This window comes from Microbacterium sp. PA5 (genome assembly GCF_049860775.1).
Lineage (GTDB): Bacteria > Actinomycetota > Actinomycetes > Actinomycetales > Microbacteriaceae > Microbacterium.
The window spans coordinates 2,895,705-2,914,911 of record NZ_CP187567.1 but is presented as its reverse complement, the minus strand read 5'-3'; the positions used below and the strand labels follow the sequence as shown (position 1 = coordinate 2,914,911).

The following is a 19,207-nucleotide window of genomic DNA, read 5'->3' as shown; positions in this document are numbered from 1 at the left end:
CTCGTCGGTGCGGTGTCCTCCCATCCTGTCGGATCGCACGACGCCGCGCCCGACGACGGAGGTGATTCCGCGGGCGCGCCTCCGCCCGCTCCCGTTACGGACGCACGGAGGCTCGGCACGGAGGTGCGCGGCTCCGACGCGGAACATCGCGACGCGGTGCACGGCTCGACGTCGTCTGCGCACCGGTCCCGGCACGCCCGTGCGCACGATGGGGGTCATGCACCCTGTGGAGAACTCGCACGGGCGCGCTCGGTCCGCACTACTTTGAGCAGTGTTCATTGATGAGCGCGTGTGAAGGCGCCGGTCTCGAACGGGGCCGGCCGCACCGCTCCCGCGAAAGCGCCGCGGCGCTGCAGAGGATGGAGTGAGACATGGTCGGGAATCGGTCGTCGAAGTCGACGTCATGGAAGAAGGCGCTCGCCGGGGTGCTGATGGCCGCCGCGCTGGCCGCGACGACGGCGCTGCCGGCCTCGGCGGTGAGCTCCTCCTCGTCGTCCAAGCTGCCGAACACCGGGGCGGTGATCCAGGCCAACGTCTGGCTCTGCAACACCTGGACCACGTCGTGCGGCTTCCAGACGTCCGCCAAGGCGCTGAAGTCCGGGTCGGCCTACAAGGTCTCGAAGATCCGCAACACGGCCGACTTCAACGCCTGGGGGGTCGGCACCGTCACTGTCGGCGGAGTGACGGTCGCCGGCACGAGCGGCACGGCCCGCAACCTCGTGTGGACCAACTACAACACCTGGATCTCCGACCACTCCGGTTCCGCGTCCGCCACCTGGTCGATCGTGGCGCTGGGGCTCTGCTCGGGGGCGTACGCCGAGGTGGCCGGGGTGCGGGCGAGCTCGAGCGCCTGCGTCGGGGTGTGAGAGCCCGAGCCGGTGCGCTGTGCGCCGGCCTCGTCGTGATCGCGGGTGCGCTCAGCGCATGCGCGCCCGCGGCGGGGCCGGCCCGGACAGCCTCTCTGGCGGAGCTCGACGCGTACCGCGGCGGCAACGGACTGCTGTCGAACGTCGCTGTGGCGGCGTTCGACGCGGCGACGGTCGCCGACACCGCCTACGCCGTGCGCATCGACCGGCTGACTCCGAGTGACCTCCGGGACCGGCGCCGGACGGACGATGACGACGCGCCCTCGCTCGCTCGCTGGCGGCAGCTGTGGCGGGACGATGCCGACGACCCGCTGTGGAAGGCGCATGCGGTGTGCTCGGCGCTCGGGCCCGCCGCAGCGCGCGCCGTGATCGACGCAGAGGCCGCCGCGATCGTCGCCGACGCGCGGGCGAAGGGCGCCGGACTCGCGCGGATCGACGAGGCGGCCGTCCCACTCGACGTCCTCGCCGCCGTCCACGTCGCGTGGTGCCTGGCGGACGACGACCTGCTCGACGGCCGGAGGGTGTCCGTCGAGCGGATCCTCGCCGCCGTGTCGTCCAACGCCGCGCTCGCGCTCCAGTGGGTCGACGTCCTGACGGACATGGACCGGTCGCCGGCCCGCATCGAGGTGGCCAGCGCCTACCTCGCCGGCGGCGCGCCGGAGGAGTGCGACGACCGCACCTCCCTCGAGGCCGCCGCCGCGCTCCTCCTCACGCCGTCCGCGGCGATGGGGGCGCTCGAGCGCTGCGCGATCGACGACGCGCTCGACAGCGACGACCCCCAGGTGCTCCTCTCCGCGCTGCGCGTGGCGGCGCGCGACGAATCCGGGCGGCGTGCCGATGCGGTCCGGGCGATCACGACGGTCGTCGCCGAGCGTCGTGCCGCGGACGGCACCCACCGTCGTCCGGCGCAGGTCTCGGGCTCGCTCAACGGCACGCTCGCGGGGCTGCGTCTCCTGACCGCCGGCGAGCGCGCCCTCGGCGATGCTGAGGCCGCCGAGGTGCTGGACCTCATGACGCGCGAGGCCCGTGCCGCATCCGGAGACGCACTGCTCGTCCTCGCGGCCTGCGCGACGCTGCGCAGCACGTGCGGTGCGCTCGTCGAGCCGGGACTCCGCGCCGGCGAGGCGGTCGCGGCGGGCACCCCTCTCACCGCCACGGCGCTCGACGGCCTGCTCGCCGCCCTCGCGCTCGCTCGTCCGGCAGGCCCGGAGCGCGTCGATGCGATCGTGGCCTCGCTGTCGGAACGCCCCTTCGACGGGTGCGCGCGCGTCCAGATCGCGGTGTTCCGCGAGGTCGCGACCACCGGCACCTGGCCGCCGGCGGAGCGGACCGCCGCACGTGCCGCGTTCCGCGAGGCGGCGCGAGCGGCCGACCTCACCGGCTACTGCGACCTCTCCTGGGCCGCGCGACTGGCGCCGCGCGACGCCGGCACCGCGAGCGCCGCGCTCGCCGGCGGGCAGCCGGAGGAGCCGGTCCGGGCCGGCGCCCGCGGCCTCCTGCTGTGGGGCGACGAGCCCGCCCCGCTGTCGGTCGCTGCGGCCGCCGCGGACCTCGACCTGTACGAAGGGAAACCCGACGATGACTGACCCGACCCGGCGGCCTCGCGCCCTGACCGCCGTGGCCGCCGTGACCGCGCTGTTCGCGACGATCCTCCTGGGCGGCTGCGCTCCCGCGCCCGCGCCCGCGTTCGACGCGTCGAGCCTCGACCGCTACCGCAGTGAGGACGGGCTGCTCCACGACCACGACGTGCGCGGCCTCGACGGTGCCGTCCTCGCCGAGGGCGGTCTCGACGAGGGGCTCTGGACGACGGCGGCGGCGGTGAGGCTCCTGCAGACCCAGGGGATCGAGCCGCGCCTCGACGCGGACACCGCCGCCCGCATCGACCACGTCGCCGAGGCCGCCTCCGTCACGACGCACGCACCGCACCGGCTGCTCGGCGCCGCAAGGGTGTGCGCCCTGTCGTCGCGGGACTCGGACGGGTGCCGGGCGGCGGTGTCGGCCGCCACCAGGCTGCTGGGGGAACCCGACGCCGACGTCCTCGACACCGCCGACCCGGTGAGCCTCATCGAGACGGCGTCCGATCTCGGCGTGCTCGACGGCGTCCCGGGCACGCCGCTGCACCGCGCGCTGGCGCGCGAGACCGACGACGACTGCGTCCGCAGCGCGGTGATCCGTCACCTCGTCCGGTTCGACCGCCTCGGCGAGCGCCGGACGGTCGCCGACCCGCGCGCGCTCGCCGACGCCGTGCTCGCCGCGCTGAGGCGGGGAGACGTCGACGAGGCGCTGTGCCGCTCCGGGCTCGCGGCCGCGGCCGCCGGCGCCACCCCCGAGCGCGACGAGGACTGGCTCCAGGAGCCCTTCGACGCCGCGGTCTCCGCCGGCTTCGTTCGGTCGTCCGGCGGCTGGTACCGCTCGAGAGCGAGCGGCCGCGGCGCCGTCGACGTGACCCGGATGCTGAGCCAGGTGTCCTTCGATCTGAGTGTGGAGCTGACGTGACGCCATCGTCGTGCCTCGTCCGACTGGACGACGTCCTGTTCGAGTACCCGGGCGGCCCGGGCGCGCCGGTTCTCGGCCCCTTCACCCTCGCGCTCGGCGCGGGTGAGTTCGTCGGCGTCACCGGCCCCTCCGGAGCGGGGAAGAGCACACTGCTGGGACTGATCGGAGGCCTCCTCCAGCCGACCGCGGGCGTGCGGACGTCCCGCGGGTCAGTCGCATCCGCATACGTGCTGCAGACGCACGCCGTCCATCCCTACCTCAGGGTCTGGGAGAACGTCGCGACGGCCTGGGGGCTTCCCCGCCGCGCGATGTGGGCGCGCGCCGAGCGCGTCCTCGCCGCGTTCGACCTGGGCGCCCTCGCCGATCGTCGCGGCTACGAGCTGTCGGGCGGTCAGCGCCAGCGGCTCGCGGTGGCGCGGGCGGTCGCATCGCGTGCCGATGTCATCGTCGCCGACGAGCCGACCGGCAGCCTCGACGCGGTCAACACCGCCCGCGTGCTCGACGCGCTCGAGGCGGCGACCCGCCGCGGACGCGCCGTCGTGGTCGCCACGCACGACGACCACGTGCGGCTCCGGTGCCACCGGGTCGTGGAACTCACCCCGGGAGGCACGGCATGAACGGGCAGCGACGGAGAAGCGGCGAGATCCTCGCGTGGGCGCTGCTGCGCATCCGGCGGGGCACCCAGCGCGCCGCACCGATGGTCGCCGCGCTCGCGACGACCCTCCTGGTCGCCGCGCTCGGGGGCCTCGCCTGGAACCTCCAGGCGACGATCGCCAGCGACCTCGTCGACGGCAGTCTCGCCGTCATCGACGTGCGCGCCGACGCCGCAGACGCGCGCCCGCTGACCGCCACGGCGCTCGGCGCCATCGCCGAGCTCGAGGGCGTCCGCTCCGTCGAACCGGCACTCGACGGCGCGTCGCTCTACGCGGCCGACGGGGGATGGGTGCTCCCGATCGCGGCGTTCCAGGCGTCCCAGCCGCCACCGGGCGTGACGGAGCCGCCGGGGCCGGGTGCCTTCCTGGCACCCGCCCGGGCGCAGGGCGCCGACTTCGCCGCCCGCGTGGGGGAGCAGCTCGACCTCGAGATCACCACCCGGACCGGAGCGGAGGAGGGGGCCTCGACCCCGATCGCCCTCACGCTGTCCGGCGCGTACGACCCGGCCTGGCAGGTCTACGGACCCGGAGTGGCCCTCCTGTCGTTCGAGACCGCGCTGGAGATCGTGGCCGCCCGCGAAGGCATGACGCCGGAGGGCTACCTCGAGAGCGCCGGCGTCGTCTCGGCGCTCGTCGTGGCGCGCAGCCCTGCGCAGGTGGGCCCGCTCACCGCGGAGCTCCGCGCGCTCGGTTTCGCGGCGAGCCCCCTCGCGGACCGGCTGGGGCGACTCCCCGCCGTCTTCACGCTCCTGCCCCTCGCGGCCGGCGTCGCCGCCGGGCTGGGCCTCCTCATCCTGCTGGCGACAACGGCCACCGGCATCGCGACCATGGTGCGGGGGCAGGTGCGCGACCTCGCCCTGCTGCGCGTCAACGGCTGGAGCGTCGCCGACATCCGCCGCCTCGTCGTCGCGGAGAGCGTCCTGGCGACAGTGGGGGGAGCGCTCACCGGAGGGTTCCTCGCGGCCCTCGCGACACCTCTCGTCGCGTCCGCCGCCGCGGAACTCCTCGGCAGCGATCCGGGGATCGCCGCGCTCGCGTGGCGCCCGGCCGTCGTCTCGGTGGTCGTCGTCCTCCTGAGCGTCGGCGCGAGCGCCGTGGTCGCACGCCTGGCCGCGCGTCGCTCGCTGCGCACCGACCCGTACCTCGTGATCGGCCGGGACGGAGCGTGACGACCCCGTTCCCCCGGCGCCGCGGTCGGCCTCCGCCGGGCCGGCTCGGGTAGCGTGAGCGGAGTGAGTGAACCCGCCACGACCGCCGATCCGTCTCCCTCCCGCGTGCGGGCGCACGCCGACGGCAGCGTCGGTCATCTGACCCTCGATCGGCCCGAGGCGATCAACGCGCTCGATCTCGCGATGATCCACGAGATCGATGCAGCGCTCGACCGGTGGGAGCGCGACCCCGACATCCAGGTGGTACTGCTCGACGGTGCGGGCGAGCGCGGATTCTGCGCCGGAGGTGACGTGCGCGGCCTGCACGCGCAGATCGTCGCGGGCCGTGCCGACGAGACCGGGACCTTCTTCCGCGCGGAGTACGCGCTGAACGCACGGCTCGCCGAGTTCCCCCGCCCGATCGTCGCGATCGCGGACGGCATCACGATGGGCGGCGGGATCGGCCTCGCCGGCCACGCAGCCGTACGAGTGGTGACGGAGCGCTCGAAGCTCGCCATGCCCGAGACCCGAATCGGCTTCACCCCCGATGTCGGCGGATCCTGGCTCCTGGCCCGCGCCCCGGGCAGGACGGGCGAGTACCTCGCGCTCACGGGTGCGACGATGGACGCCGCCGACGCGATCTACGCGGGCTTCGCCGACCACCTCGTGCCGTCCGAGCGCCTCGGCGACCTCCACGACGCCCTCGTCACCCGTGCCGACCCGCACACCCCGACCGAGCTGGTGCTGCTGTTCGACGAGACCGCGCCCGCCTCGGCGCTGGAGGCGGCGCGCCCGTGGATCGACGACGCGTTCTCGGCCGCCACGGTGGCGGAGATCATCGACCGGCTGCGCGAACGCCCCGAGGCCGACGCGCGGGCGACGGCCGACACGCTCTCGGCGCTGGCCCCCACGGGCTTGGCGGTCACCCTGGCCGCGGTGCGGTCGGCGCGAGGGCTTCCCGGTCTGCGGGCGGCGCTGGCGCAGGAGTACGGCTTGGTGATGTGGTTCGCGACCAGCCAGCCCGACCTCGTCGAGGGCATCCGCGCCCAGCTGATCGACAAGGACCGGTCGCCGGTGTGGAACCCGCCGACCCTCGCCGAGCTGCCGTCCGACATCGGCGCCCAGGCGCTCGCGTACCGGCCCGACGTGGCGCTCTGGAGCTGAACCGTGTTCGACAGCCCCCTGTCCGCCTCGGCGTACGAGGTCCTCGCCGTCGCGCCCGACGTCGATGAGGAAGGGCTCCGGCGCGCCTACCGCCTGCGGCTGCGCCAGACCCATCCCGACACCGGCGGCGACGCCGCACTGTTCGTGCAGGTGCAGCGGGCGTGGGAGCTGATCGGCACGCCGGAGGCGCGGGCCGCCTACGACCGCGGGCACGGGTTCGGCGACGCGCCGCGGTCGTTCGCCCCGGGAGGTGCCGGCGGCGCGGGCGGCGAGGCCCCCACGTGGCGCCCGCCGTCGGCCGCAGCCGACACGCGCCCCCGCGCCCGCTCGTTCGGGCAGCCCGGAGGCTGGCGCCGCGAGCGCTACCTCACGCTCATGCGCGAGTGGGTGGGCCGCGGGGTCGCGCTCGAGAACCCCTACGATCCGGCGCTCGTGCGCACCGCCCCGCGTGAGCTGCGACGCCTCCTCGCGGACGCCCTCGCCGAGGAGGCGACCGCGCGGATCGTCGGCGATCTCGGCATGGGCTACACGGTGTGGCACGACGTGGCCGCGGACCCGCGCGAGCCCGACGCGAAGCTCGATCACATCGTGCTCGGTCCGAGCGGGCTGTATTCCGTGCTCTCGGAGGACTTCGGCGGGCCGGTGCGCACCCGTCGTGGCGAGCTGATCGGCGACGCCGTCGGCCGGGGCGCCCCCGTGGCATCCCTCGTGGCCCGCACGCGCGCGGTCGGACGCGCCGCGCGCGTGAAGTTCAGCGGCGCGCTCGTGGTGCTTCCCGACGACGACGTCACGACCGCCATCGAGGAGCTCGGCCGGGTGCGCGGGATCGCCGTCGCGGTGGTGTCGCGCTCGGCGCTGGCGACCGTGCTCCGCCGCGGCGTGCAGGGCGCCCGCGAGATCGGCGGCAACGAGCTCTTCGACGTGCGCACCCGGCTGCAGCAGACCGTCCGCTTCGTCTAGCGCCCGCGGCGGCTTCCCCCTCCGCGAGCCGACACGCTTTTGCCGAGCCGACACGCTACGCACCGCATGGAGCGTGTCGGCTCGGCAAAAGCATGTCGGCTCGGCGGAACGAGGGAGGCACCGGTGGCGGGGTGCCTCAGCGCCTAGAGTCGGGGCATGGACCCGGCAGCCTGGACGTTCGTCATCCTCGGCGCCGCCGTCGTCGCCTTCGTGAGCTCGCGGATCCCGCTGGCGGTCGTCGCGCTGGGGGTCGCCGTCGCGCTGTGGGCGACCGGGGTGCTCACGCTCCCCGAGGCGCTCGCCGGCTTCGGCGACCCCACGGTGCTGTTCATCGCGAGCCTCTTCGTCGTGAGCGAGGCGCTGGATGCCACGGGGGTCACCGCATGGCTCGGCCACCAGGTCATCACCCGGGCGGGGACGGGACGTCGCACGCTCACGGTGATCGTGGTGCTGCTGGCCGCCGCGCTCTCGGCGTTCATCAGCATCAACGGCGCGGTCGCCGCCCTGTTGCCGGTCGTGGTGGTCGTCGCGGTGCGGGCGGGGATCGTGCCGTCGAAGATGCTCATCCCGCTCGCGTTCGCGGCGAGTGCGGGATCGCTCCTGACGCTCACCGGCACGCCCGTGAACATCGTCGTCTCGGATGCCGCGGCCGCCGCCGGCGGGCGGGCGTTCGGCTTCTTCGAGTTCGCACTCGTGGGCCTTCCGCTGGTCGTGCTGACCACCGTCGTGGTCGTGCTCCTCGGCGACCGGCTCCTGCCCGTCCGGGTGGCCGAGCGCCTGCTGTCGGCCGCACCCGACCCGCGCGACCACGCCCGCGCGCTGCGCTCCTCGTACGACGTCGACCTCGACACCGGGACGCTCTTCAGCGCGCGGGAGGGCGCCCTCGAAGTGCTCGTGGCTCCGCGGTCGCCGCTGATCGGCCGCACCGTGTGCGCCGGGATGACCACGCGCGACGAGAACCTCGTGATCCTCGCGCTGCGCCGCGGCGAGGAGGATGGCCCCAACGCGTCCCGCGGCACGGCGGTCGCCGGCTCGCTGACCCTGCGCGCCGGAGACGCGGTGCTCGTGCAGGGACCGTGGGACGCGCTCGAGCGCTATGCCGCCTCGCCCGACGTGATCGCCGTCACGCCGCCCCAGTCGCTGCAGCGCGCGGTCCCGCTCGGACGCGGCGCCCGGCGCGCCCTCGTCATCCTCGCCCTCATGGTCGTCCTCCTCGCCACCGGAGCCGTCCCGCCGGTCGTGGCCGGGCTCCTGGCGGCGGGCGCGATCGTGCTCACCCGCGTGCTGACGGTCCCGCAGTCCTACCGCGCGATCTCGTGGACGACCGTCATCCTCATCGCGGGCATGGTGCCACTGTCGTCGGCGTTCGTGACGACCGGTGCCGCCGGGATGATCGCGGACCGCGTGCTCGGCGTCATCGGCTCGGCGTCGCCGCATCTGGCCCTGCTCGTGCTGTGCCTGCTGACCATGGTGCTCGGCCAGTTCATCTCCAACATCGCCACCGTGCTGGTCGTGGCGCCGATCGCGGTGGCCGTGGCCGCCGAGCTGGACGCCAGCGTGCTGCCGTTCATGATGGCGATCACGGTGGCCGGGGCCGCCGCGTTCCTCACGCCGATCGCGACCCCGGTGAACCTCATGGTCATGCAGCCCGGCGGCTACCGGTTCGGCGACTACTGGCGGCTGGGGCTGCCGCTCATGGCCGTGTTCCTGGCGGTCGCGGTGCTCTACGTCCCGCTCGTCTGGCCGTTCTGACGGACGGACGACGGCGGTCGCGACGACGACGCGCCGGAGGCGCCGGTCAGGACGACGAGCCGGCCAGGCCGAACAGCTCGAGCGGATGGGTGAAGCGCCACCAGGCGTCGGGCTCGCCGAGAGCGGCGGTGAGGGTCACGTCGGTCGACGCGGAATCGAGCGGGCCGGCGAGGGTCATGGTGCCCACGACGTCTCCCGCAGCGCGCGCGTCACCCAGCTCGAGCTCGGCCGAGCCGGTCGCGCCCGCGCCGTCCCACAGGAGCACCGACGCGTCGGCCGCCGTGACGATGCCGGCCGTCGTGCCCCAGGCGGTCGTGACGCTCCCGACGCGCGTCCCGGCGGGGATCGTCTGGCGCACCGACGCCTCGGCGGCGATCTGGTCGAGCAGCGCCGCGGTCTCGTCGGCGCGCAGCTGCTCGGTCGGCTGCCCGACGACGGCGGCGTAGACCCGCACCGTCGTGTCGCCCGCCGCGACGTCGCGCGCGGCCAGGAGGTTGTAGTGGCCGAACAGCCCGCCGGTCTTGATCCCCACGACGGTGTCGTCCGACAGCAGCGGGTTGGTGTTGTCGATCTCCCCGGCGCCCGGCAGCTCCGCGGTGCGGGTGGCGACGATCTCGGCCACGACGGGGTCGGCGAGGGCGACCTCGCCGAGGCGGACGAGCGAGGCCGCGTCGGCCGTGTTCTCGCGATCGATGCCGGTGGGCTCGACCACGGTGATCCCCTTCAGCCCGTGCGCGTCGAGCCACTCGCGCGCGGCGGCGGCGAACTCCTCGTCGGTGGGCCAGAACTCCCGCACGAGCATGTCGGCGTAGTTGCCCGCCGAGGCGATGAGCGCCCCCTGCATCAGCTGGTAGCGGGTGAGGGTCTCCCCGACGGGCACATCGATGGCGGACTCGCCCCGTCCGAGGAAGCCCCAGTAGTCGACACGGTCGGCGTACGCGATCTCGCGCGCGGGACCCTCCTCGCCCTCGGCGATCGGATCCTGGTCCTGCACCATCAGGACGGAGACCAGCTTGGTGATGCTCGCCATGGCGTCCACGTCGCCCGACGATGCCTCCACCGTCGTGACGCCGCCGATGCCGACGGCTCCCAGGCCCTCGGCGGGCCAGGAGATCTCGGTGTCCGGTGCGCGCACCGTGGGAGCCTCGTCGGGGGCGGCCGCCGGGGCCACGTTGTCGAGGGTCCACAGCTGGGTCGCCGCGGTGTAGCCGCCGACGAGGGCGAGCACGATCGCCAGGACGACGAGCGCGGGCACGACGGAGCGCCGCCGCCGCGCGGGAAGGAGGTCGGGCAGCACGGGGACGTACGGGCTCGTCGCCGCCGTCAGGTCTCCGGGTGCGCGTCGGAGGCCGACCGCGTCGTCGTCGACCCACGCGAGCGCCACCGGTCGCGCGGGAACCGCACGCTCCGCCGAGGAGGGTTCTGCCGGAACGGCCCTCGCGGCCGGGACGGGTGCGGCCGGGACGGTTTCGGCCGGAATCGGTTCGGCAGCGGCCGGGACGGCGGGGATCGGCGCCGATTCGGTGCGCGCGCGCTCCTGTGCCTGGGCGCGCATCTCGCGCCGCGACGTGGGGGGTGCGTCGGACGAACTCACGCACTCCAACGTACCCCGGCGCCGGCTGACTATACTCATCGACAGAACCACGGGAGTCCGGTGAGCCGGGCTGAGAGGAAGCGATCCACGCTTCGACCGTCGAACCTGATCCGGATCATGCCGGCGCAGGGAGGAGAACACATGCACGCGTCCGCGTCGTCCCCCACCGTCCGTCCCCTCACCGGGGGCCGCCTTCGCTGGCGGATCGTCGACATCGTCGTCGCCAGCGTCCTCGGCGTCGCCTCCGGTCTGATCTTCTGGGCGTGGGGTCTCGGCTACGTCGGCCCCAAGCTGCTGCTCGAGCCGCTCCTGCCGGGGCTCCAGGGCCTGCTCGACGGGCCCTGGCTGTTCGCCGGCGTGCTCGGCGCGCTGATCATCCGCAAGCCGGGCGCCGCGCTCTACACCGAGACGGTTGCCGCGGTGCTGTCGGCGCTCGTGGGCAACCAATGGGGCGGCTTCCTCACCATCGAGGCCGGGCTCGTCCAGGGACTGGGCGCGGAGCTCGTCTTCCTGCTCTTCCTCTACCGGGCGTGGACGCTGCCGGTCGCCGTCCTCGCCGGCGCGGGGGCGGCGCTGGCGGGAGGGATCAACAACCTGCTGCTGTGGTGGCCGGGCGCCGATCTCACCTTCATCGTCGTTTACCTCATCAGCACGATCGTCTCGGGGGCGGTGATCGCCGGCGCACTGTCGTGGGTGCTCGCCCGAGGACTCGCGTCCACCGGCGCGCTCGACCGCTTCGCCGCGGGGCGCGAGCGACGCGAACGCGTCTGACGCGGCGATGACAGGCGGCGTCGTCGGCGCTCCCGCCGCCGTCGAGGCGCGCGGCTGGGGCTGGCGGCATGCGTCCCGGCGGGCGTGGGCGCTCTCGGGCGTGGAGTTCCGCATCGGGACGGGCGAGCGGGTGCTGCTGCTCGGAGCCTCGGGCGCGGGCAAGTCGACCCTCCTCCACGGTCTCGCGGGCGTGCTCGGCGGAGACGAGGAAGGCGAATCGGCGGGCGAACTGCTCGTCGACGGGAGCCCGGCGACCGCGTCGCGCGGCCGCGCCGGTCTCGTGCTGCAGGATCCCGACTCGCAGGTGATCCTCGCCCGCGTCGGCGACGACGTCGCCTTCGGCTGCGAGAACCTCGGTGTTCCCCGCGACGAGATCTGGCGACGGGTCGGCGCGGCGCTGGATGCCGTCGGCCTCGACGTGCCACTGGACCGGCCCACCAAGGCGCTCTCCGGCGGTCAGAAGCAGCGGCTCGCGCTCGCGGGGGCGCTCGCGATGCAGCCCGGGCTCCTGCTGCTGGACGAGCCGACGGCCAATCTCGACCCGGAGGGCGTCGTCGAGGTGCGGGAAGCGGTCGGTCGCGTGCTCGACAGGACGGGCGCGACGCTCGTCGTGGTCGAGCACCGGGTCGACGTGTGGCTGCCGCTGGTGGACCGCGTGATCGTCATCGGACCCGCCGGCGTGATCGCCGACGGCGCTCCCGGCGACGTGCTCGGCGACCGGGCCGGCAGTCGCCGGACGCAGCTCGCGGAGGCGGGCGTGTGGGTCCCCGGCATCCCGCCCGCCTCGCCTCCGCCTCCGGCGCGCGCGGCCGGAGAGATGCTGCTGTCCGCGCACGGGCTGGCCGTCGAGCGGGTGCGGGGCGTCCGCGTCGCGGACAGCATCGACCTTTCGGTCGCCGCCGGTGAGGCGCTCGCCGTCGTCGGTCCCAACGGGGCGGGCAAGTCGACGCTCGGGCTCACGATCGCCGGGCTGCTGCCGCCCGCGGCGGGCGAGCTGACCGCGACCGATCCGCTCGCCGCCGGGGCGGGCCCCTCCCCGGTCCGCTGGCGCTCCTGCGAGCTGCTCACCCGCATCGGGACCGTCTTCCAGGACCCCGAGCACCAGCTCCTGGCCCGCACCGTGCGGGAGGAGCTCGAAGTCGGCCCGCGCGCGCTCGGCCTCGACGCCGCGGCGACCGCGGCCCGTGTCGACGAGCTGCTCGACCGCCTGCGGCTGGCACCGCTCGCCCGCGCCAACCCGTACACGCTGTCGGGTGGCGAGAAGAGGCGGCTTACGGTCGCCGCCGCCCTCGCGACGGCCCCGCGCGTACTGGTGCTCGACGAGCCGACGTTCGGGCAGGACGCCCGCACGTGGGCCGAGCTCGTGGGCCTGCTCGCACGGCTCCGCGACGACGGTGCGGCGATCGTCGCGATCACCCACGACGAGGCGGTCGTCGCGGCGCTGCATGCCCGGCGGTTCGCGCTCCCGCGGCGGGAGGAGGCCTCGTGACGCTCTTCGAGTCCCGCGCGCGCACCGGTGCGGTCGCCGCGATCAACCCCGTCGCGAAGCTCGCCGCGAGCGCCCTGATCGCGGTGCCGCTGATCCTCACCCTCGACGTGGTGTCGGCCGCGGTCGCCCTCGCCCTGGAGTGCGTGCTGTTCCTCTTCGCCGGACTCGGGTGGCGGGAGTTCTGGCTGCGGACGTGGCCGGTGTGGCTCGCGGCACCGCTGACGGCGGTCACGATCGCCCTCTACGGCGAGGCCGCCGGCGAGGTCTACGTCGAGTGGTTCGTCGTCCGGATCAGCGAGGGGTCGCTGGCGCTGGCCGGGGCGACCCTCGTCCGGGTGCTGGCCGTCGCCCTCCCGTCGGTGGTGCTGTTCGTGACCGTCGATCCGACGGACCTGGCCGACGGGCTCGCCCAGATCGTCCGTCTGCCGGCCCGCTTCGTCCTCGGCGCCCTCGCGGGCCTGCGGATGGTCGGGCTCTTCCTCGACGACTGGCGGGCCCTCGAGCTCGCCCGCCGCGCCCGCGGGGTCGCCGATCGAGGACGCGTGCGCCGGTTCGTCGGCATGGCGTTCGCGCTGCTCGTGCTCTCCATCCGCCGCGGTGCGAAGCTCGCAACGGCGATGGAGGCGCGCGGGTTCGGCGCGCCCGGTGCCCGCACCTGGGCCCGCGAGTCGCGGTTCGGGGCACGCGAGTGGGCGCTCATCGCCGTCGGGGCAGCGATCTCGGCGATCGCAATCGGCGCGGCGGTGCTCGCCGGAACCTGGAACTTCATCCTCGGCCCGTCCTGACCCGCCCTGACCCGTCCTGATCCCGTCCTGATCGCGGCCCGGCGCCGTGTCAGCGCTCGTCGAGCAGCCGCACCTGTCGCGGCGTCGCGGTGACCCGGTACGACGCGTCGAGGAGCTCGGCGACCTCCGTCCAGTCACTGTGCTCGGCCACGTCGAACCCCAGCCAGCCGGAGGGGCCGAGGTACGCGGGCACCCAGAAGCGCGGATCCTGACGGAGCGCGGGCTCGTCGTCGGGGTCGGCCCGGATGATGATCGCCTGGTCGTGACGCCCCCGGTCGTCGTCGCTGCGTTCCGTCCCGCCGTAGTAGGCGAAGACGCGTCTGGTGAAGAACGCGGGTCGCCCGTGGCTGACCTTGACGTCCGCCTCGGGAAGCGCGAGAGCGAGCTCGCGCACGCGAGCGAGCACGGGATCGTCGTCGTCGAACATCCTCGGGTGGCTGCTGCCGGTCTCACTCATGCTCGGTCCGTCCTCCCCGCTGCTCAGGTCGCGTTCCACAGATCGCGGTAGTAGGCGAGGCGCTCCGGGTCGGGCTCGACCCCGTACGCGGCGAGCAGGGCGTCCTCCCAGCCGGGGCCGTAGTTCCATTCGGTGCTCATCGCGGCGACGGCGATATCGGCCCAGCGGTCGGCGACCCCGAGTGCGCCGAGGTCGACGTGAGCGAGCGGCGCGCCGCGATCGTCGAGCAGGGTGTTGGGGCAGCACGCGTCGCCGTGGCAGACCACGAGCACATCGACGGGCGGGGCTGAGCCGAGCGCGTCGGGGACCCGGATGCCGCGGGCGGCGGCCTTCGCGAGGCGCGCGGGCACCGTCCAGTCGAACGGGCACGCGTCCACGGGAAGTGCATCGTGCAGGGCCCGCAGGCCCGCACCGACGGCGGCGACGGCGACGGCGGGCTCGGCGACCCAGCGTGGGTCGACCGCCGAGAGACCGGGCAGTGCGCGGGTCACGAGCCACTCGGAGGTCGCGTCGTGGCCGGTCTCGAGCACCTCCGGGACGACGGCGTACGGCCGGGCCCACCGCAGCCGCTCGGCCTCGCCGGCCATCGTCGTCTCGGGGTTCCGGGGTCCGTGCTTGATGTAGCGGTCGTCGTCGGAGCGATAGGTGTGCCCGCCCAGGCCATTGCGCCACACCGGCACCAGACCGGCGCCCGCGGCCAGCTCTCGCACGCGATCGGGGATGGGGACAGCCTCCGTGGGGATCGACATGGCACCCATCCTGCACTGCCGCACCCGCTCGAGGGGGCTGCTCTCTCGCGCGGGACGCAGTCCCGGCTAGACTGGGATGCGGTTTCACCCGTTCGAAGGAGAGCGCATGGACATCAGCGGGACCTCCGCCCTCATCACCGGCGGTGCGAGCGGCCTCGGCCTCGCCACGGCCCGGCGGCTGGCCGCTGCAGGCGCCCACGTCGTGATCGTCGATCTCCCCTCGTCCGCGGGCGGGGCGACCGCCGATGAGCTCGGCGGCACGTTCGCCCCCGCCGACGTGACGGACGCCGAGCAGATTGCCGCCGCCGTCGCCGCCGCGTCGGCCGCCGGCCCACTCCGCGTCGTCGTCAACTGCGCCGGCATCGCCCCGCCGGCGAAGGTCCTCGACCGCGACGGCACGCCGACGCCGCTGGCGGACTTCGAGCGGATCGTCCGCGTCAACCTCGTCGGCACCTACAACGTCGTCGCCCAGGCGGCAGCCGCGGTCGCGGCCACCGATCCGACGGCGTCCGGCGACCGCGGCGTGATCGTGAACACCGCGTCGGTCGCCGCGTTCGACGGTCAGATCGGCCAGCCCGCCTATGCGGCCAGCAAGGGCGGGGTGCACGCGATGACGCTGCCGATCGCCCGCGAGCTGGCGCGCCACGGCATCCGCGTCTGCACGATCGCGCCGGGGATCATGGAGACGCCCATGCTCGCCGGCCTCCCGCAGGCCGCGCAGGACTCCCTGGGCCAGCAGGTGCCCTACCCGGCACGGCTCGGGCGTCCCGACGAGTACGCCGCCCTCGTGATGGCGATCGTCGACAACGGCTATCTCAACGGCGAGACCATCCGCCTCGACGGCGCGATCCGCATGGCACCCAAATGAGCGAGGACACCGTGAGCGACTCCATCCTGTACACCCGTGACGGGGCGCTCGCGCGCCTCACCTTCAACCGGCCGGCGTCGCTGAACGCCATGGGGTTCGAGATGGGGAGGCGCTGGCGCGACCTCGCGCACGAGATCGCCGCGGACCCGTCGGTGGGTGCCGTCCTCCTGGGCGCGAACGGCCCGGCGTTCTGCGCGGGCGGCGACGTGGTCGAGATGGCCACCTCGGGGGCGACGGGGACCGACGTCACCGATGCCGCCCGCACCATCCACGACGGCATCCGCGCACTGGTCTCCTCCGACAAGCCGATCGTCGCCGCCGTCCGCGGCGCCGTCGCCGGCGGCGGGCTCGGCCTCATGCTCACCGCGGACTACATCGTGGCGTCGCCGGACGCCAAGTTCGTGAGCAAGTACGCGAACATCGGGCTCACGCCCGACCTCGGCGTCTCGACCCTGCTGCCGGCCGCGGTCGGACAGCGTCGCGCGCTGCGCCTGCTCCTGCAGGACCTGACGATCGATGCCGGCACCGCGCAGGAGTGGGGCCTGATCACCGAGGTGGCAGCCGACCCGGACGCCCGCGCCGAGGAGGTGGCGCGCTTCTGGCTGTCGGGGGCGACCGCGGCGTTCGGGCAGGCCAAGCGCCTCGTGCGCGCGGGCGCCGGGCGCGACTTCGCCGAGAACCTCGACGACGAGGCGCGTTCGATCGGCACCCGTTTCGACACCGACGAGTCCCGGGTGCGCGTGGCGGCGTTCGCCGCGGCATCCCGCACCCCCAAGGAGAACCGATGAGCAGCGGCACCCCGAGCAGCACCCCGACCGGCGGATCCCTCGCCGGCAAGACGATCCTCATGTCGGGCGGCAGCCGCGGCATCGGCCTGGCGATCGCACTGCGCGCGGCGCGCGACGGCGCCAACATCGCCCTGCTGGCCAAGACCGACACGCCTCACCCGAAGCTCGAGGGGACCGTCCACACGGCCGCCGAGCAGATCCGCGCCGCCGGCGGCCAGGCGCTCCCGATCGTCGGCGACGTCCGCAACGACGACGACATCACCGAGGCGGTGCTGAAGACCCAGGGCGAGTTCGGCGGGATCGACGTCGTCGTCAACAACGCCTCGGTCATCGATCTGTCCGGCACGCTCGAGCTGGCCGCCAAGAAGTACGACCTCATGCAGGACGTCAACGTGCGGGGCACCTTCCTGCTGTCGCGCGCGGCGCTGCCGATCCTCAAGGATGCCGAGAACCCCCACATCCTTTCGCTCTCGCCGCCGCTGAACACCACCCCGCGCTGGCTGGGCGCGCACACCGGCTATTCGCTTGCGAAGTTCGGGATGACGATGGCGACCCTCGGCATCGCCGCGGAGTTCGCGAAGGACGGCATCGCCGCCAACACGCTGTGGCCCGAGACGACGATCGCCACCGCCGCCGTGCAGTTCGCCCTCGGCGGCGACCGGATGATGAAGGTCAGCCGCACCCCTGAGATCTATGCGGACGCCGCCTACGAAGTGCTGCTCCGGCCGTCGCGCGAGTACACCGGTCAGACGCTGATCGTCGAGGACGTGCTGCGGGATGCCGGTGTCACCGACTTCTCCGGCTACGCCGCGACGCCCGGCACCCCCGACTCGGAGCTGTTCCCCGACATCTTCCTCTGACCGCGCGGCGACTCGGCTCGAGTGGGTGGCACTCGTTGCCGCCTCGACGTGAGGTGGTGGCAGTCGTTGCCGCCTCGGCGCGCCGGAAGCGACGACGACTGCCACGTCGCGGGCGGGCCGGGGTGCTCAGATCAGGTCGAGTGCGACGAGCGCGTTGTGCACCCCGTCGTCGAGCACACCCGTCGTGACGTGGTCGGCGAGTGCCTGCAGCTGCGGATCGGCTCCGGCCATGGCCACCGAGGTGCCGCACACCTGGAACATCTCGACGTCGTTCCAGCTGTCGCCGATGCCCACCGCGTCGGCGGCGTCGAGGCCGAGCTGATCGAGGATCTCGAGGATGGCCGCGCCCTTATTGATGCCGCGCAGCGAGATCTCGCCGTTGGAGCCTCCGGGCATCGGCATGCTCCCCGGGATCACGTGGAAGCGCTCGCCCAGCTCCGCCTGCATGTGGTCGACGCTGTCGGAGCGCTCGCTGACGAACACGGCCTTCGCGATCGCGTCCATCGGCGCCTGCGCGAGCGGACGGTACCGGTCGGAGGCTTCGCGCAGCACCGCGTCGAGCAGGTCGTCGTCGTCGACGCCGAGGTGCTGCAGGTCCTCCGCTCGGCGCGCGGCGCGCTGACGCAGGAAGCCGGACATCAGGGAGAGGATGCCCGGGCTGGCGAACACGCCCTCGTGCGACTGCAGGAAGTACTGGATGCCGCCCTCCTCGAAGGTGCGGATCAGTCGCTCCACGTCCTCGCGCGGCATGGTGTGCTGCAGGACGAGCTCGCCGCCGCGGGTGGCGAACCCGCCGCCGTTGGTGATGGCGCCGTCGAACCCGATCGCGCGCACGTCGGGATGGATGTCGCCGTCCGAGCGTCCCGTGCACAGGTAGACGAGGTGCCCCCGGGCCCGGGCGGCGCGGATCGCCGACACCGTCGAGGGGGCGATGACCGTCCCGTGCTCGAGGATCGTCCCGTCGACGTCGATGAACACGATGCGCGAGGGGGATGCCGGGGAAGTCACATGCTCCATCCTCTCAGCCCCGGATGAACGGCTCCTGCACGCGGGCTGCCCCCGGCCGCACCCGGCGGCGGGCGAACGGGCTCAGTGCCTGGGCCCGGTGACCAGCAGGACGCCGCCGAGACCGATCATCATCCCGCCGCCGGTCGCCGTCAGGGTCTCGATGCGTCGCGGGGACCGCGCGAACCAGGTGCGCGCCGCTGCGGCCGCGAACACCCAGACGCTGTCGGAGACGAGTGCGAGCACCGCGAAGACGAGGCCGAGCTCCATCATCTGCCACGGCACGCCGCCCGCGCGGACGTCGACGAACTGCGGCAGCACGGCCACGAAGAACGCGATGGTCTTGGGGTTGGTGACACCCACGAGGAACCCCTGCCACAGCTGACGGCCGTGGGAACGGGGCAGGCCCGCGATCTCCACCTCGCGGCCGGCGTCCTTGCGGTGACGGATCGCCTGCACGCCGAGATACACGAGGTACAGCGCCCCGGCGATCTTCAGCGCGGTGAACAGCTCGACGGAACGGGCCACGATGCCGCCGACCCCGAGGGCGACCAGCGCGACGATCGGGACGAGCGCGAGGGTCACCCCGGCCACGCTCAGCAGGCCCCCCGTGCGGCCGAGCGCCAGGGTGCGGCCGACCGAGAACAGCACCGCCGGGCCGGGGATCACGATCAGCACGATCGCGGCGAGCGTGAAGGCGAGGAGGTTGTCGAGCGGGACCACAGCGCTCAGCGTAGACCGCACTCCCGGCGGCGTCATACGTCCGACGGTTCGGAGTCCTTTCAGGTGCGCGCGCGCAGAC

General features: G+C 74.1%; 19 protein-coding genes and 1 riboswitch. Of the genes, 14 read left to right on the top strand and 5 right to left on the bottom strand.

Features of this window, described 5'->3' with window-relative positions; translation table 11 throughout:
• Positions 1 to 371: 371 nt before the first annotated feature.
• The 8 genes from ACPWUT_RS13745 to ACPWUT_RS13710 all read left to right on the top strand — a co-directional run bounded on the left by ACPWUT_RS13745 (position 372) and on the right by ACPWUT_RS13710 (position 9,039).
• Complete coding sequence (locus ACPWUT_RS13745; protein WP_284529012.1) at positions 372 to 866, top strand: hypothetical protein; 495 nt, start codon at positions 372 to 374, stop codon at positions 864 to 866.
• Entirely contained in the window at positions 863 to 2,452 is a 1,590-nt protein-coding gene (locus ACPWUT_RS13740; RefSeq protein ID WP_425838629.1) for a hypothetical protein, read from the top strand. The genes ACPWUT_RS13745 and ACPWUT_RS13740 overlap by 4 nt, the downstream gene beginning before the upstream one ends.
• Positions 2,445 to 3,362 carry a hypothetical protein gene (locus tag ACPWUT_RS13735; RefSeq protein ID WP_425838626.1) on the top strand — a complete coding sequence of 306 codons (918 nt, stop codon included), beginning with the start codon at positions 2,445 to 2,447 and terminating at the stop codon, positions 3,360 to 3,362. Before ACPWUT_RS13740 ends, ACPWUT_RS13735 begins: the two co-directional genes overlap by 8 nt.
• Positions 3,359 to 3,979: an ATP-binding cassette domain-containing protein gene (locus ACPWUT_RS13730; protein WP_425838623.1), complete on the top strand. Its 621-nt coding sequence runs from the start codon at positions 3,359 to 3,361 to the stop codon at positions 3,977 to 3,979. The genes ACPWUT_RS13735 and ACPWUT_RS13730 overlap by 4 nt, the downstream gene beginning before the upstream one ends.
• The gene (locus ACPWUT_RS13725) at positions 3,976 to 5,184 is read left to right on the top strand and encodes an FtsX-like permease family protein (protein ID WP_425838620.1); all 1,209 of its coding nucleotides are present in this window, start codon (positions 3,976 to 3,978) and stop codon (positions 5,182 to 5,184) included. The genes ACPWUT_RS13730 and ACPWUT_RS13725 overlap by 4 nt, the downstream gene beginning before the upstream one ends.
• Before the next feature lie 63 nt (positions 5,185 to 5,247).
• Positions 5,248 to 6,327, top strand: coding sequence for an enoyl-CoA hydratase/isomerase family protein (locus tag ACPWUT_RS13720; protein WP_425838617.1), 1,080 nt, complete (start codon positions 5,248 to 5,250; stop codon positions 6,325 to 6,327).
• A 3-nt stretch (positions 6,328 to 6,330) separates the two neighbouring features.
• Complete coding sequence (locus ACPWUT_RS13715; RefSeq protein ID WP_284529018.1) at positions 6,331 to 7,287, top strand: DnaJ domain-containing protein; 957 nt, start codon at positions 6,331 to 6,333, stop codon at positions 7,285 to 7,287.
• A 156-nt stretch (positions 7,288 to 7,443) separates the two neighbouring features.
• Positions 7,444 to 9,039, top strand: a complete 1,596-nt coding sequence (locus ACPWUT_RS13710) for an SLC13 family permease (RefSeq protein ID WP_425838614.1) — start codon at positions 7,444 to 7,446, stop codon at positions 9,037 to 9,039.
• A 46-nt stretch (positions 9,040 to 9,085) separates the two neighbouring features.
• Here the strand turns inward: ACPWUT_RS13710 and ACPWUT_RS13705 are convergent, their stop codons facing one another.
• A complete protein-coding gene (locus tag ACPWUT_RS13705) occupies positions 9,086 to 10,633 on the bottom strand; it encodes a D-alanyl-D-alanine carboxypeptidase family protein (protein WP_425838611.1) in 1,548 nt (515 codons plus the stop codon).
• A gap of 39 nt (positions 10,634 to 10,672) precedes the next feature.
• Positions 10,673 to 10,782: riboswitch (TPP riboswitch) on the top strand.
• Here ACPWUT_RS13705 and ACPWUT_RS13700 point away from each other — a divergent pair.
• From ACPWUT_RS13700 to ACPWUT_RS13690, 3 genes are all read left to right on the top strand, one after another.
• Positions 10,775 to 11,404, top strand: a complete 630-nt coding sequence (locus ACPWUT_RS13700; protein ID WP_425838608.1) for an ECF transporter S component — start codon at positions 10,775 to 10,777, stop codon at positions 11,402 to 11,404. (Overlaps the previous riboswitch by 8 nt.)
• A 7-nt stretch (positions 11,405 to 11,411) precedes the next feature.
• Complete coding sequence (locus tag ACPWUT_RS13695; RefSeq protein WP_425838605.1) at positions 11,412 to 12,893, top strand: ABC transporter ATP-binding protein; 1,482 nt, start codon at positions 11,412 to 11,414, stop codon at positions 12,891 to 12,893.
• Positions 12,890 to 13,678 (top strand): energy-coupling factor transporter transmembrane component T family protein, encoded by a 789-nt coding sequence (locus ACPWUT_RS13690; protein WP_425838602.1) that lies wholly within the window; start codon positions 12,890 to 12,892, stop codon positions 13,676 to 13,678. Before ACPWUT_RS13695 ends, ACPWUT_RS13690 begins: the two co-directional genes overlap by 4 nt.
• 49 nt (positions 13,679 to 13,727) lie before the next feature.
• On the opposite strand, the gene ACPWUT_RS13685 is transcribed toward ACPWUT_RS13690, so the two are convergent.
• Complete coding sequence (locus ACPWUT_RS13685; RefSeq protein ID WP_425838599.1) at positions 13,728 to 14,135, bottom strand: MmcQ/YjbR family DNA-binding protein; 408 nt, start codon at positions 14,133 to 14,135, stop codon at positions 13,728 to 13,730.
• Between the two features lie 23 nt (positions 14,136 to 14,158).
• Positions 14,159 to 14,884: a phosphotransferase gene (locus tag ACPWUT_RS13680; protein ID WP_425838596.1), complete on the bottom strand. Its 726-nt coding sequence runs from the start codon at positions 14,882 to 14,884 to the stop codon at positions 14,159 to 14,161.
• A 106-nt stretch (positions 14,885 to 14,990) separates the two neighbouring features.
• On the opposite strand from ACPWUT_RS13680, the gene ACPWUT_RS13675 reads away from it, so the two are divergent.
• From ACPWUT_RS13675 to ACPWUT_RS13665, 3 genes are read left to right on the top strand one after another with little or no spacing between them, the layout of a single operon-like run.
• Positions 14,991 to 15,752 carry an SDR family NAD(P)-dependent oxidoreductase gene (locus ACPWUT_RS13675; RefSeq protein ID WP_425838593.1) on the top strand — a complete coding sequence of 254 codons (762 nt, stop codon included), beginning with the start codon at positions 14,991 to 14,993 and terminating at the stop codon, positions 15,750 to 15,752.
• A gap of 11 nt (positions 15,753 to 15,763) precedes the next feature.
• A complete protein-coding gene (locus tag ACPWUT_RS13670) occupies positions 15,764 to 16,540 on the top strand; it encodes an enoyl-CoA hydratase/isomerase family protein (RefSeq protein ID WP_425838590.1) in 777 nt (258 codons plus the stop codon).
• Positions 16,537 to 17,400 carry an SDR family oxidoreductase gene (locus tag ACPWUT_RS13665; RefSeq protein ID WP_425838587.1) on the top strand — a complete coding sequence of 288 codons (864 nt, stop codon included), beginning with the start codon at positions 16,537 to 16,539 and terminating at the stop codon, positions 17,398 to 17,400. Before ACPWUT_RS13670 ends, ACPWUT_RS13665 begins: the two co-directional genes overlap by 4 nt.
• Positions 17,401 to 17,526: 126 nt before the next feature.
• Here the strand turns inward: ACPWUT_RS13665 and ACPWUT_RS13660 are convergent, their stop codons facing one another.
• Entirely contained in the window at positions 17,527 to 18,408 is an 882-nt protein-coding gene (locus ACPWUT_RS13660) for a Cof-type HAD-IIB family hydrolase (RefSeq protein WP_425838584.1), read from the bottom strand.
• Positions 18,409 to 18,489: 81 nt separating this feature from the next.
• Positions 18,490 to 19,128: a LysE family translocator gene (locus ACPWUT_RS13655; RefSeq protein ID WP_284529031.1), complete on the bottom strand. Its 639-nt coding sequence runs from the start codon at positions 19,126 to 19,128 to the stop codon at positions 18,490 to 18,492.
• Positions 19,129 to 19,207 lie beyond the last annotated feature (79 nt).